We start from the raw sequence: 13,180 nt of genomic DNA on the forward strand, positions 1-13,180 counted from the left end.
AATCCTCAGTGAAGCGCCTCTTCGGGCGCGTGATGGCAGGCGACGGCGCGGCCGGCCCCGAAGGGACGCAGCGCGGGGTCGGACGTGGTGCAGATCGGGGTGGCCAGCGGGCAGCGCGGATGGAAGCGGCAGCCGGGCGGCACGTTGCGCGCGCTCGGCAGATCGCCGGACAGCGGGGCGGCGTGGCGCCGCCGTCCGGGCGTCGGCACCGCCTCGATCAGCGCGCGGGTGTAGGGATGCAGCGGACGGGCGAAGATGGACTGCCAGGAGCCCGTCTCCACGATGCGGCCGAGATACATGACCAGCACCCGGTCGGCGAAATAACGCACGACGGAAAGATCATGGGAAATGAAGAGATAGGAGAGCCCTAGCTCCGCCTTCAGCCGCGCCAGCAGGTTCAGGATCTGCGCCTGGATGGAGAGGTCGAGGGCCGAGACCGGCTCGTCGCAGATGACGAGCCGCGGCGAGAGGATCAGCGCGCGGGCGATGCCGAGACGCTGGCGCTGGCCGCCGGAGAATTCATGGGGAAAGCGCGCCAACGCCTCGCGCGGCAGGCCCACCCGCTCCAGCGCCTCGCCGGCCGCCTTCAGACGCTCCCCGTGCGGCACGAGGTTGTGGACCGCCAGCGGCGCGATGAGGATGTCGGCGATGGACTGGCGCGGATTGAGCGAGGCGAACGGGTCCTGGAACACGATCTGCGCCTGCCGGCGATAGGCCTTCAAGGGCGCGCCTTCGAGGCCACCCACGTCCACCCCGTCGAACACCACCCGTCCCGAGGTGGCCGCCACGAGGCGCATGATGACCTTGGCGAGGGAGGACTTGCCGCAGCCGCTCTCGCCCACGAGGCCCACCGTCTCCCCCGGCGCCACGGCGAAGGAGACGCCGTCCACCGCGCGCAGCAGGCGCCCGCCGGACTCATAGCCGGCGTGCAGGTTCTCAACCGAAAGCAAGGGCATGGCGCGCCTCCCTTTGCGCGACCGCCGTGGTGACGGGGCAGGCGACGAGATGGCCCGGCGCCACGGCCTCCAGCGCCGGCGCGGCCGCGCGGCACAGCGCCCGCGCGATCGGGCAGCGCGGGGCGAAGGCGCAGCCCTCTTCCCCCGCCGCCGAGGCGATGGAACCGGCGATCTCGGCGAGCGCGCCGACCGAATAATGCTGGCCGGCATCGAGCCGCGGCGAGGCGGCCAGCAGGCCGCGCGTGTAGGGATGGAGCGGGGCGTCGAACAGGGTCTCGAAGGGCGCTTCCTCCACCTTCCGGCCGGCATACATCACCGCCACCCGGTCCGCCCATTCGGCCACCACACCGAGATCGTGGGTGATGAGGAGGAGGCCCATGGAGAGGTCGCGGCGAAGGGCGTCGAGCAGGTCCAGCACCTGCGCCTGGATGGTCACGTCGAGGGCCGTGGTGGGCTCGTCGGCGATGAGCAGGCGCGGGGCGCAGGCGACCGCGATGGCGATCATCACCCGCTGCCTCATGCCGCCGGAAAGTTCATGGGGATAGTCCCCCACCCGCCGCTGCGGTTCCGGGATGCGCACGAGGTCGAGCAGTTCCACGGCGCGGGCAGAAGCGGCGCGGCGGGAGAGGCCTTCGTGCAGGCGCACCACCTCGGCCACCTGCTGGCCCACGGAGAGCACCGGGTTCAGCGAGGTCATGGGCTCCTGGAACACCATGGCGATGTCCCGCCCGCGCACGCGGCGCAGGGCACGATCCTCCAGCCGGGCGAGATCGGTCACCGCGCCGTCGCGGTCCCGGAACAGGATCTCGCCCGAGGCGATGCGCGCCGCGTCGGGCAACAGGCGCATCAGCGCGAGGGCGGTGAGCGACTTGCCGGAGCCGCTCTCCCCCACCAGCGCGACGGTCTCGCCCGCCCTGACCGTGAGGGAGAGGCCGCGCACGGGCGTCGCGCGCGGGAAGGCGATGGAGAGGTCGCGCACGTCGATGAGCGGCGCCATTCAGCCCTCCCCGCCGCGGCGCGGATTGAGCGCCTCGTTGAGGCCGTCGCCGATGAGGTTCAGCGACAGCACGGTGAGCACGATGGCGACGCCGGGGATGGCGCTGAGATACCAGGCCGTGCGCAGGAGATCGCGGCCGGTGCCGATCATGGAGCCCCAGCTCACCACATTGGGATCGCCGAGCCCCATGAAGGAGAGCGCGCTTTCCATGAGGATGGCGGTGGCCACCGTGACCGAGGCGAGCACGATCACCGGCGGCAGGGCATTGGGCAGGATCTCGCGGAAGATGATGCGGGCGTGCCCGAAGCCCAGCGCCCGCGCGGCGGCGACGAAATCCTTCTCCTTGATGGCGCGGAACTGCGCCCGCACGAGGCGCGCCACCTGCGGCCACGACACCGCCGCGATGGCGAGCGCGATGGCCGGCACCGAAGGCTGGGCGATGGCCACCAGCACGATGAGCAGGATGAAGCCCGGCACCGTCTGGAAGATCTCAATGAGCTTGGAGAGCCCATCGTCCACCAGGCCGCCGAAATAGCCCGCCGTGGCCCCCACGAGAATGCCGGCCAAAAGCCCCGCCAGCGTCGCCGAGGCGCCGACCAGCAGGCTCACCCGCGCGCCGTGGACGAGGCCGGCGAGCACGTCGCGCCCCAGCGCATCGGTGCCCAAGGGAAAGCGCGGGTTCTGGCCCGGCCACTGCAGCGGCCGGCCGGCCATGTCGAGTGGATCGTCAGGGAAGAGCAAGGGGGCGGCCAGCGCCGCCCCCACCACGACGGCGAGGATGAGGAGGCCCGCCACCGCCGTGGGATTGGAGAGGAAGACGAGCAGCGCATGGCGCCGGCCCACGGGCGCGAGCCGTGCCACCTCCGCCGTCACCGTGCGCGCGGCATCCGGCGCATGGACGTTGGGCCAGAAATCCGGCGGCTCGGGCGGCGGGACGGGCGCGCGCTCGGCGCCGAGGCCGGCGGTCGCGGCGCTGTCCTCGGCGTCGGTTGCGAGCCCGCCGGTGGGGAAGGTGTCCGCGCCGTGCATCAGCGCACCTCGATGCGCGGGTCGAGCCACGCTTGAAGGATATCGATGGCCGCATTCACCGCCACCACCAGCAGCGACGACAGAAGCAGGATGCCGAGCAGGACATGGAAGTCCCGGCCCATCACCGCCTCGTAGGCGAGGCGGCCGAGGCCGGGCCAGCTGAACACCGTCTCCACCACCACCGCCCCGCCCATGAGGCCGGCGAGGTGGATGCCGGCCATGGTGGTGACGGGGATAAGCGCGTTGCGCAGCACGTGGTCGCGCGTCACGGCATAGGGCGAGAGGCCCTTGGCGCGGGCGGTGCGCACATGGTCCTGCGCGCGCACCTCGATCATGTCGTCGCGGGTGAGGCGGGCGTAGATCGCCACATAGAAGAGCGCGAGGGAGAAGGCCGGAAGGATCTGGTAGCGCGCCCGGTCCAGCACGGCGTCCCAGCCGGTGAGGTTCGCGCCGATGGTCTCGGCCCCGCCGGTGGGCAGCCAGCCGAGCTTCACCGAGAACAGCACGATCAGCATCAGCCCGATCCAGAAGCTCGGGATGGAATAGAACAGCAGCGCGACGACGCTCAGCACCCGGTCCGTGGGCCGCCCGGCGAACGTCGCCATGAGCGCGCCCAGCGTGATGCCGATGACGAGCGCGAAGACGAGGGCGAGGCCCATCAGGCTCAGCGTGTTGGGCAGGCGGGCGGCGATCAGCTCCGCCACCGGCTGGTTGTAGCGCGGCGACACGCCGAGGCTGAAATGGGCGAGGTTGTTGAGATAGGACGCGAGTTGCTGGAACGCCGGCAGGTCCAGCCCGAACTTCGACTTCAGCGCGGCGAGCGTTTCCACCGTCGCCGCGCCCGCCTCGCCGGCGAGCACGTCGGCCGCGTCCCCCGGCGTCAGACGCAGCAGGAAGAAATTGAGGATGAGGATGCCGATGACAGTCGGCACCGCCTGGAGCGCGGTGCGTCGCACGGCTTTCAGGATACGGGGCAGCCGGCGCGTGGTCATTTCTCGATCCACACGTCCGCGAAGGAGGCGTTGGGCCCGGTCACGCCCAGAGTGTGGTTCTTCACCTTCTTGTTGAAGAGCGTCACGCCCTGCGGCGCGATGAGATGCACCGCCGCCACGTCGTCATGGATGGCTTGCTGGAAGGCGAACCAGATCTGCCGCCGCTTCTCCGGATCGCTCTCCACCGCGCCGGCCTCGAGCAGCGCGTCCACCTGCGGGTTGTCGTAGTGGGAGGCGTTGGAGAAGGGCAGGCCGATCTTGAAGTTCTTCGACCAGAAGATGCGCTGGATACCCGGCGTCGGATCGAAGGTGTTGGAGAGGGATTCGAGCGTGAGATCGAACTCGCGGCCGGTATAGGCCTTCTGGATATAGGTGGAGAAATCGAAATACTGGAAATCGACCGGGATGCCGATCTTCGCCAGCGCCTGCTTCACGAAGTCACCGGATTCGCGGCCGTTGAAGGGATTGGCATAGAGGCGGAGCGGAAAGCGGGTGCCGTCCGCCTTGCGCGGATAGCCCGCCTCGTCGAGCAGGCGGTTCGCGGCCTTCAGGTCGAAGGGATAGGGCTTGATGGAGGGATCGACGAACTTCTTCAGGTCCGGCCCCACCGGCGAGGGCGCGATGGTGCCGTAGCCGAAATAGACCACGTCCAGCAGCTTGTTCAGATCAAGCGCCTGGGCGATGGCGAGGCGGACGCGCTTGTCCTTCAACTGCGGCGTGTCGAAGTTGAAGTAAAGCTGCGTCATGTTGCCGTTGTATTCGTAGCCCCGCGTCTCCGAGCCGAGGTTCGGCAGGGCCTGCACGCGGGCGAGGTCGGAGCGCGGCACCGGCGGGCCGCCGGCCAGATCCAGTTCTCCGGTCTCGAAGGCTGCGGCGCGGGCGCTCTGGTCGGCGATGAAGCGGATCACCACCCGGTCGAGATAGGGCTTCCCCTTGTCCCAGTAATCGGGGTTGCGCTCCAGGATGACGTGGCTGCCCTTGACCCATTCCTTGAAGATGAACGGGCCGGTGCCGATGGGCGCGGACGCGTTCTTGTTGGTCAGCGGATCGGTGCCCTCATAAACGTGCTTCGGCACGATGGGCGATTCAGAGGCATCCAGCGCGGCGAGGAGATAGGGCGCCGGCTTCGACAGGCGGATGATCGCCGTGGGCGGATCGGGCGTGTCCACCGCCGTCACCGAGGCATAGGTGCCGCGGCCGCGCGGGTGATTCTCCTTCAAAAGCTTGATGGAATAGGCCACGTCCTCGGCGGTGAAGTCCTGCCCGTCGTGCCACTTCACGCCTTCGCGCAGCTTGAAGGTGTAGGTCAGCCCGTCCGGGCTCACGCTCCATTCCGTGGCCAGCGCCGGCTTGGGGTTGAAGTCGAGATCATAGCTGATGAGGCCCTCCGTCACCTTGGGCGAGACGCGCTGGGTCGGGCCCGCCGTGTGGGCGATGGAGACCAGCGTCGAAGGCTCATGCTCCACCAGGAAACGCAGCACCCCGCCCCGCACCGGCTGGGCCGTGGCCTGCGGCTCCGTCCCCCGCGCCGGCGCCGCTGCCCCCACGATCACGCAGGCCGCCGCCAGCAGCCCCTTCAGCACCGCCCGGCGCGGGCGGGAAGCGAACGACGGGAATGCGTCAGCGCGCGGCAGAACCATGCCGGGTCTCCTCGGATGCAGGGAAGGCGATGCGGGCATCGCGAGACCCAACGATATGGCCCGGCTTCAACGCGTCAATTATTTTTTGATAAAATCTATGAAAAAGATAGAATATGGTCGTGCCGCCCGCGCCGGGGCCGTCCGGCGCGCGCCGCCGCGCCGGCCCTCGGCGCCGCAACCGCCTGCCATGAAAGGAAAACCGATGCCGAGCGCTGCGCCCGTCTCCTCCAGCCAAGCCGGATTCGCCGATCTGCCGCCGCGCCACATCGCGGTCCATCCGCTCACCGGCCACATCGGCGCGGAGATCGAGGCGCCGGACCTCTCCCGCCCGCTGGCGCCGGAGGTGGTGGACGAGATCCGCGCCGCGCTTCTCAAGTGGAAGGTAGTGTTCTTCCGCGACCAGCCGCTGACCCATGCCGAGCATGTGGCGCTGGCCTCGGCGTTCGGCGCACCCACCATCGGGCATCCGGTGTTCGGCTTCGTGGAGGGCTATCCGCAGGTCTATTCCATCGGCCGCGACCGCTTCGCCACCCGCCACACCGGCGAGCCGCTGATCCGCCCCTGGACCGGCTGGCACACGGACGTGACCGCCACCGTGAACCCGCCCGCCGCCTCCATCCTGCGCGGCGTCACCATCCCGCCCTATGGCGGCGACACCTTCTGGACCAACCTCGCGGTGGCCTATGAGGCGCTCTCGCCCACCCTGCGGGGCTTCGTGGATACGCTGCGCGGCATCCACGCCTTCGCCCCGCCCGAGGGGCAGGCCGGCACCGCCGACTTCACGGAGAAGAACCGGCGCCGGCCGCTGGTGAGCGAGCACCCGCTGGTGCGCGTCATCCCGGAGACCGGCGAGCGGGTGCTGTTCGTCAGCCCCTCCTTCCTGAAGAGCATCACCGGCCTCACCCCGCGCGAGAGCCAGCAACTGCTGGAATTGCTGTTCGAGCACATCACCCGGCCGGAATTCACCGTGCGGTTCCGCTGGCGGCCGGGCTCCATCGCCTTCTGGGACAACCGCACCACCGCCCACCTCGCCCCGCGCGACATCTATGCGCTCGACTTCGACCGCCAGCTCTTCCGCATCACGCTGAAGGGCGACGTGCCCGTGGGCGTGGACGGACGGCCGTCCAGCATCGTCGAGGGCGAGCCGCTGGAGGCCTTCACCGCCGGCACCGCCTGACCCTTTCTTTGCGTCCTCCCCGCCTTCCGGGCCTGCGCCTCACCCGCGCGGGCCCGCCTTTTTCATCAGCCCAGGTTTTCCCTGCCACCGGACAGCCCCTCCCCATGAGCCGCGACTTCCTCATCCTCCTCGCCCCCGGCTTCACCGATCCCCAGAAGCCTGGCCGGCGCTATTTCTGCCCCGACTGCAACCAGATCGAGGGGGTGCTGGCGAGCAATCCGGGCCTCGCGAGCCGCATCACCGTGAAGCGCGTGTCCTTCCTGCGGCCGCGGGCCGAGGTGGTCGCCCTGCTGGGGCCGGACAACCAAGGCCTGCCCGTGCTCATCTTCGGCGATGCGGCGCCCATCCCGGCGGATGCGCAGGCCTACGGCACGTACCGCTTCGTCACCGACACCCGCCGCATCCTGGAGCTGATCGCCGAGCGCCACGGCGTGCCCTTCCCGCATTGACGCAGCCCCCCGGCGCGGCCACCCTCCGCGCCAACCCCTCCCCTGGATTCCCATTCCCCCATGCTTGAATATCGCCCCCTCGGGCGCACCGGCATCTCGGTGTCGTCCATCGCGCTTGGCACCATGACCTTCGGCCAGCAGAACACCGAGGCCGAGGGCCACGCCCAGCTCGACCTCGCCCGCGATCGCGGCATCACGCTCATCGATGCCGCAGAGCTCTATCCCATCCCGCCCAAGGCCGAGACGCAGGGCGCCACGGAACGGATCATCGGTTCCTGGCTGAAGGCGCGCGGCGGCCGCGACAAGGTGGTGATCGCCTCCAAGGTGGTGGGCCGCTCGGACGCCACCTATTTCCGCGCCGACGGCAGCACCACGCGGCTCGATGCGAAGAACATCAACGAAGCCGTCGAGCGCTCGCTGAGGCACCTCGGCACCGATTACATCGACCTCTACCAGATCCACTGGCCCGACCGCGCCGTGCCCCTGTTCGGCCAGCGCGCCACCACCCGCGCGCGGGGCGGCGGCGATGGCCCGGAGGTGCCGGTCGAAGAAACGCTGGCCGCCCTCGATGGGCTGGTGAAGGCCGGCAAGGTGCGCCACATCGGCCTCTCCAACGAGACCCCCTGGGGCCTCTCCGCCTTCCTCGCCGCGGCGGACAAAGGCAACGGCCCGCGCGTCGCGTCGGTGCAGAACGCCTTCAGCCTCGTGAACCGCGTCTATGAGACCGGCCTCGCCGAATTCCATGGGCGCGAGGGGGTGGGCCTGCTCGCCTATTCGCCGCTGGCGCAGGGCTTCCTCACCGGCAAATATCTCGACGGCGCCCTGCCCGCCGGCGCCCGCAAGACGCTGTTCAATCGCGCCCAGCGCTATGAGAAGCCGGGCACGGAAGAGGCGGTTCGCGCCTATGTGGCCCTTGCGCGCGAGGTGGGTCTGAGCCCGGCGCAGCTTGCCCTCGCCTTCGTCACCAGCCGGTCGTTCGTGACCGCCAACATCATCGGCGCCACCACCCTCGCGCAGCTCGAGGAAAATCTGGGCTCGCTCGACGTGACCATCACGCCGGAGATCGAGGACCGCATCGACGCCCTGTACCAGTTGCACGGCAGCCCCGCGCCCTGAACGCAGACGCACCGCCGGCCCGGTCGCGGGGCGGCTGTGCGCCCGGCACGTGTCCGCCTTCGTCCGGCACTATTTTCCATTAATTTGATAGACAAACTTATTATCGATCGTAGACTGGCCGGCACCGATTGGCCGGCACACGCATCGCGCCCCTTTCCGGCCAGTCTCCGCCCGTCTGCCGCCGAGCTGCCGTTTGCTTCCGAGGACCTTTCATTCCATGAGCCAGATCGAAGACGCCTGGGGCGCCGGCCCCACCGACCGCTACGAGGAATTGGCGAGCCGGTTCCGCCCCATCTTCCGCGAAATCCGCGAGAGCGCGGTGGAGCGCGAGCAGACGCACCGCCTTCCGCGCGCCGAGATCGACGCCCTCAAGGCGGCCGGCTTCACCACCCTGCGCCTGCCGAAGGACGAAGGCGGCTTCGGTGCCACCTTGCCTGAGCTGTTCAACCTGCTGATCGAGCTGTCGGAAGCCGACAGCAACGTCACCAACGCGTTGCGCGCCCACTTCGGCTTCACCGAGGAAGTGCTGAACTCGCCCTTCAAGGACTATCGCGACCGCTGGGTGAAGCGCATCGCGGCCAAGGAAACCTCCGGCAGCGGCTTCACCGAGGGGGCCGACAATGCGGTCGGCCACTTCAACACCCGCATCGTGCGCGACGGCGACCGGCTGCGGCTGGACGGGCAGAAATTCTACACCACCGGCTCCCTCTTCGCCGACTGGATCAACCTCGGCGCCGAGGACGAAGAGGGCAACTTCATCCTCGCCCAGGTGCCCACCAGCGCGCCAGGCGTGCGCATCGTGGACGACTGGGACGGCTTCGGCCAGCAGCTCACCGCCTCGGGCACGGCGACGTTCGACAACGTGACCCTCTCGGACGAGCACCTCAACCCGCAGCGCAAGCGCTTCCGCTATTCGGTCGCCTTCTACCAGCTCGTCCACCTCGCCACCCTCGCCGGCATCGGCCGGGCGGCGGCGGGCGACGTGGCGCGGCTCGTCTCGGCGCGCAAGCGCGTGTTCAGCCACGGCAATGCCGACCGCGCGGGCGCCGATCCGCAGATCCTCCAGATCGTCGGCAAGGTGCGCGCCAGCGCCTACGGGGCCGGCGCGGTGGTGCTGAAGGCCGCCGAGGCGCTGCAGCGGGCCTACGACACGCGCGAGCGGGAGACGTCGGAAGGGCAGGACATCTCGGTCGCGGTGGCGGACCTGGAGGTGAACCAGGGCGTCACGGTGGTGACCTCCCTCATCCTCGGTGCCACTTCCGACCTGTTCGACGCGCTGGGCGCCTCCTCGGCGCGGCGCGGGGTGGGCCTCGACCGCCATTGGCGGAACGCCCGCACCCTGTCCTCCCACAATCCGCGGGTCTATCGCGAGCGCATCGTCGGCGACTTCGCCGTGAACGGCACCTGGCCGCCCGGCCCCTATCGCGTCGGCGACGGCGTCGCCGCGACCGCCGGCTGAGCACCCCTCCCCGACGCGACACGGCGTGGACCCGCCCGCCCCGGCCTCACCGGGGCGGGCACCGCGCCGTGCCCTTTCGCTGGCAATCGCCAGCCCGCGCCCTATGCTCCGGACTGATTTTCGCCGCGCCCGCCGCGCGCTTCCGGACGACAGGGACACGATGCGAGACTTCCGCTGCCTCTACCGCCACGACTTCCTGCGCATCGCCTCCTGCGTGCCGCGCGGCGCCGTCGCGGACCCGAATTTCGCCGTTGCCGAGACGCTGGAGATGGCGACGCAGGGCCATGAGGCCGGCACCGCGCTGATGCTGTTCCCGGAACTCGGCCTGTCCGCCTACGCCATCGACGACCTCCTGTTCCAGGCACCGCTGCTCGATGCGGTGGAGGGCGCGCTCGCGACCCTCGTCGCCGCCTCGCAGGATCTCTCCCCGGTGCTGGTGGTGGGCGCGCCGCTGCGCCATCAAAGCCGGCTCTACAACACGGCGGTGGTGATCCATGCCGGCACAATCCTCGGCGTGGTGCCGAAGAGCTATCTGCCCAACTACCGCGAGTTCTACGAGCGCCGCCACTTCACCCCCGGCCTCGACGAGCACGGCGGCTACATGGCGCTGCTCGGCGCGGAGGTGCCGTTCGGGGTGGACCTCCTGTTCCGCTCGGAGGGCGAGGTGCCCTTCACCTTCCATGTAGAGATCTGCGAGGACGTGTGGGTGCCCCTGCCGCCCTCCACGCGCGGCGCGCTCGCGGGCGCCGAGGTGCTGCTCAATCTCTCCGCCAGCAACATCACCATCGGCAAGGCGGAATCCCGCCGCCTGCTGTGCGGCTCGCAATCCGCCCGCTGCGTCGCGGCCTATGCCTATTCGGCGGCGGGACCGGGGGAATCCACCACCGACCTTGCCTGGGACGGGCACGCCGCCATATTTGAGTATGGCGACACCCTCGCCGAGGCGGAGCGCTTCGCCCCCGACGCCACCATGGCGGTGGCCGACATCGATCTTGGCCGGCTGCGGCAGGAGCGGATGCGCCTCAACACGTTCGGGGATTGCGCCCGGCTGGAGCGCGACAGCGCCCCGCCCTTCCGCACAGCCCATTTCGCCTATGAGCCCCCGGCCGAGCCCGTGCGCCTCAACCGCGACGTGGCGCGCTTCCCGTTCGTGCCCAACGATCCGGCGCGGCTGCGCGAAGACTGCTACGAGGCCTACAACATCCAGGTGCAGGGCCTCGCCCAGCGCCTCGCTTCCACCGGCATGTCGCGGGTGGTGATCGGCGTCTCGGGCGGGCTTGATTCCACGCAGGCGCTCATCGTCGCCGTGCGCGCCATGGACCGCGTCGGCCATCCCCGCTCCAACGTGCTCGCCTATACCCTGCCGGGCTTCGCCACCTCCGACGAGACCAAGGGCAACGCCTGGGCGCTGATGCGCGCCCTCGGGGTGAGCGCGGAGGAGATCGACATCCGTCCCGCCGCGCGCCAGATGCTGGCGGATCTCGGCCACCCCTTCGCGGAAGGCCAGGCGGCCTATGACGTGACCTTCGAGAATGTGCAGGCGGGGCTACGGACGGATTATCTCTTCCGCCTCGCCAACCACCATCGCGGGCTCGTGGTGGGCACCGGCGACCTCTCCGAGCTGGGGCTCGGCTGGTGTACCTATGGCGTCGGGGACCAGATGTCCCACTACAACGTCAATGCCTCGGTGCCGAAGACGCTGATCCAGCACCTCATCCGCTTCGTCGCCGCCTCGGGGGACGTGAGCGAGGAGACCGCCAGCATCCTCCACGCCATTCTCGCCACCGAGATCTCGCCGGAGCTGGTGCCGGCCACCGAGGGGGGCACCATCCAGTCCACCCAGAGCATCATCGGCCCCTACCCGCTGCAGGACTTCACCCTCTTCTACGTGACCCGCTACGGCTACCCGCCGTCCAAGATCGCCTTCCTCTCCGAGCACGCCTGGGCAGATGCGAAGAAGGGCCGCTGGCCGCAGGGCATTCCGGAAGCCGACAAGCGGGCCTACGACCTTGCCGAAATCCGCCGCTGGATGAAGGTGTTCCTCTCGCGCTTCTTCGTGAGCCAGTTCAAGCGCTCGGCCCTGCCCAACGGGCCGAAGATTTCCTCCGGCGGCTCCCTCTCCCCGCGCGGCGACTGGCGCCAGCCCTCCGACAGCGGCCCCGGCGTGTGGCTCGCCGAGCTGGAGCGCAACGTGCCGGAGGCATAGGGGCCCCTACGGCGCCTCGAACACCCGCCCTTCGCCGTCGCCCGCGGTGCGGGCGGGGGGCGCGGCCGTGCGGCGGAAGGCGGCGGGGGTGACGCCGAAGCGTGCCTTGAAGGCGCGGCCGAAATGGGAGCCATCGGCGAAGCCAAGGTCGGCGGCGATGCGGGCGGCGGAAAAGCGCGTGTTGGCCAGCATCCAGCGCGCATGGCGCAGGCGCAGCGCCAGATAGCTCTCCTGCGGGCTCTCGCTGAGGCGATCCGCGAACAGCCGCTCCAATTGGCGCGCGCTTAGCCCCAGCGCATCCGCGATGGCGGCGATGGCCAAAGGCTCGGCGAGGTTCTGCTCCATCATGAGCAGTGCCCGGGAAACGCGGGCATCGTCCACCGTGCCTTCCGCGAGGCGCGGCGCCGGCTGGGCGCTCTCGGCCGCGCGGGGGCGGTCGATGAGGAGGATGTTCAGCGCCTTCTGGGCGGTGGCCGCGCCGAGATGCTCGGTGACGAGCCGCGCGGCAAGGTCCGCCACGCCCGCCCCGCCCGAGCAGGTGATGCGGTCGCCATCCACGACGAAGAGCTGGTCCGCCACCGGCACGAGGGTGGGAAACTCGTCCAGAAAGTCGCGGTAGTGATACCAGCTCACGCAGCATTTGCGCTGCGCCATCAGCCCCAACCGGCACAGGAGGAACGAGCCGGTGCAGACCCCGATCAGCGGCACCCCCGCCGCCGCCGCGCGCTTCAGATACTCCCCGAGCGGATCAGCCTGCCCCGGCACCCCGCGCAGCAGCCCGCCCACCGCGACGATGTAGTCGAACGCCTTCGGGTCCGAGAGGTCCGCGGTCGGCTGGATGTCGATGCCGCACGAGGAGCGGACGGGACGCAGGCGCGGGCTCATGACCTGCCAGGAGCAGTCGATGGGGCGCGAGCGGTCGCCCTTGTCGGCAGCGAGGCGCAGCACGTCCACGAAGCTGGAAAAGGCCGTCAGCGTGAAGTTCGGCAGCAGCACGAACCCCACCCTGAGCTTGGCGGACGGGCCGGGACGGGCAGAGAGCACGTGTCGCATCTGTTCCAGACGAAAGTCGCAAGGGGACGAGCAGGCGCCCCCGCCAGCCAGCATGATGAAGCTTCGCCCCGGTGCGTCGACGGGTCAAGACGGGCGCGACAAGTCC

11 protein-coding genes are annotated in these 13,180 nt (G+C 69.8%); 5 read left to right on the forward strand and 6 right to left on the reverse strand.

The window, feature by feature from the left end; all coding sequences use genetic code 11:
* Positions 1-5: 5 nt before the first annotated feature.
* The 5 genes from ACT54R_RS17300 to ACT54R_RS17320 are packed head-to-tail and all read right to left on the reverse strand — an operon-like array spanning position 6 to position 5,614.
* Positions 6-956: an ABC transporter ATP-binding protein gene (locus tag ACT54R_RS17300; RefSeq protein WP_476328319.1), complete on the reverse strand. Its 951-nt coding sequence runs from the start codon at positions 954-956 to the stop codon at positions 6-8.
* Positions 937-1,953 carry an ABC transporter ATP-binding protein gene (locus tag ACT54R_RS17305; RefSeq protein WP_476328321.1) on the reverse strand — a complete coding sequence of 339 codons (1,017 nt, stop codon included), beginning with the start codon at positions 1,951-1,953 and terminating at the stop codon, positions 937-939. Before ACT54R_RS17305 ends, ACT54R_RS17300 begins: the two co-directional genes overlap by 20 nt.
* Positions 1,954-2,982, reverse strand: coding sequence for an ABC transporter permease (locus tag ACT54R_RS17310; RefSeq protein ID WP_476328323.1), 1,029 nt, complete (start codon positions 2,980-2,982; stop codon positions 1,954-1,956).
* Positions 2,982-3,974, reverse strand: coding sequence for an ABC transporter permease (locus ACT54R_RS17315; protein ID WP_476328325.1), 993 nt, complete (start codon positions 3,972-3,974; stop codon positions 2,982-2,984). Before ACT54R_RS17315 ends, ACT54R_RS17310 begins: the two co-directional genes overlap by 1 nt.
* Entirely contained in the window at positions 3,971-5,614 is a 1,644-nt protein-coding gene (locus ACT54R_RS17320) for an ABC transporter substrate-binding protein (RefSeq protein ID WP_476328327.1), read from the reverse strand. Before ACT54R_RS17320 ends, ACT54R_RS17315 begins: the two co-directional genes overlap by 4 nt.
* A 202-nt stretch (positions 5,615-5,816) precedes the next feature.
* On the opposite strand from ACT54R_RS17320, the gene ACT54R_RS17325 reads away from it, so the two are divergent.
* From ACT54R_RS17325 to ACT54R_RS17345, 5 genes are all read left to right on the forward strand, one after another.
* A complete protein-coding gene (locus ACT54R_RS17325) occupies positions 5,817-6,791 on the forward strand; it encodes a TauD/TfdA dioxygenase family protein (protein ID WP_476328329.1) in 975 nt (324 codons plus the stop codon).
* A 104-nt stretch (positions 6,792-6,895) separates the two neighbouring features.
* Complete coding sequence (locus ACT54R_RS17330) at positions 6,896-7,240, forward strand: DUF3088 domain-containing protein (protein WP_476328331.1); 345 nt, start codon at positions 6,896-6,898, stop codon at positions 7,238-7,240.
* A gap of 60 nt (positions 7,241-7,300) precedes the next feature.
* A complete protein-coding gene (locus ACT54R_RS17335) occupies positions 7,301-8,356 on the forward strand; it encodes an aldo/keto reductase (protein WP_476328333.1) in 1,056 nt (351 codons plus the stop codon).
* A gap of 217 nt (positions 8,357-8,573) precedes the next feature.
* On the forward strand, positions 8,574-9,815 hold the full coding sequence (locus tag ACT54R_RS17340; RefSeq protein WP_476328335.1) for an acyl-CoA dehydrogenase family protein: 1,242 nt from the start codon (positions 8,574-8,576) through the stop codon (positions 9,813-9,815).
* A gap of 160 nt (positions 9,816-9,975) precedes the next feature.
* Entirely contained in the window at positions 9,976-12,021 is a 2,046-nt protein-coding gene (locus tag ACT54R_RS17345) for an NAD(+) synthase (protein ID WP_476328337.1), read from the forward strand.
* A gap of 6 nt (positions 12,022-12,027) precedes the next feature.
* On the opposite strand, the gene ACT54R_RS17350 is transcribed toward ACT54R_RS17345, so the two are convergent.
* Positions 12,028-13,074 carry a GlxA family transcriptional regulator gene (locus tag ACT54R_RS17350; RefSeq protein WP_476328338.1) on the reverse strand — a complete coding sequence of 349 codons (1,047 nt, stop codon included), beginning with the start codon at positions 13,072-13,074 and terminating at the stop codon, positions 12,028-12,030.
* Between the last annotated feature and the right edge of the window lie 106 nt (positions 13,075-13,180).

This window comes from Xanthobacter sp. DMC47, from assembly GCF_056313845.1.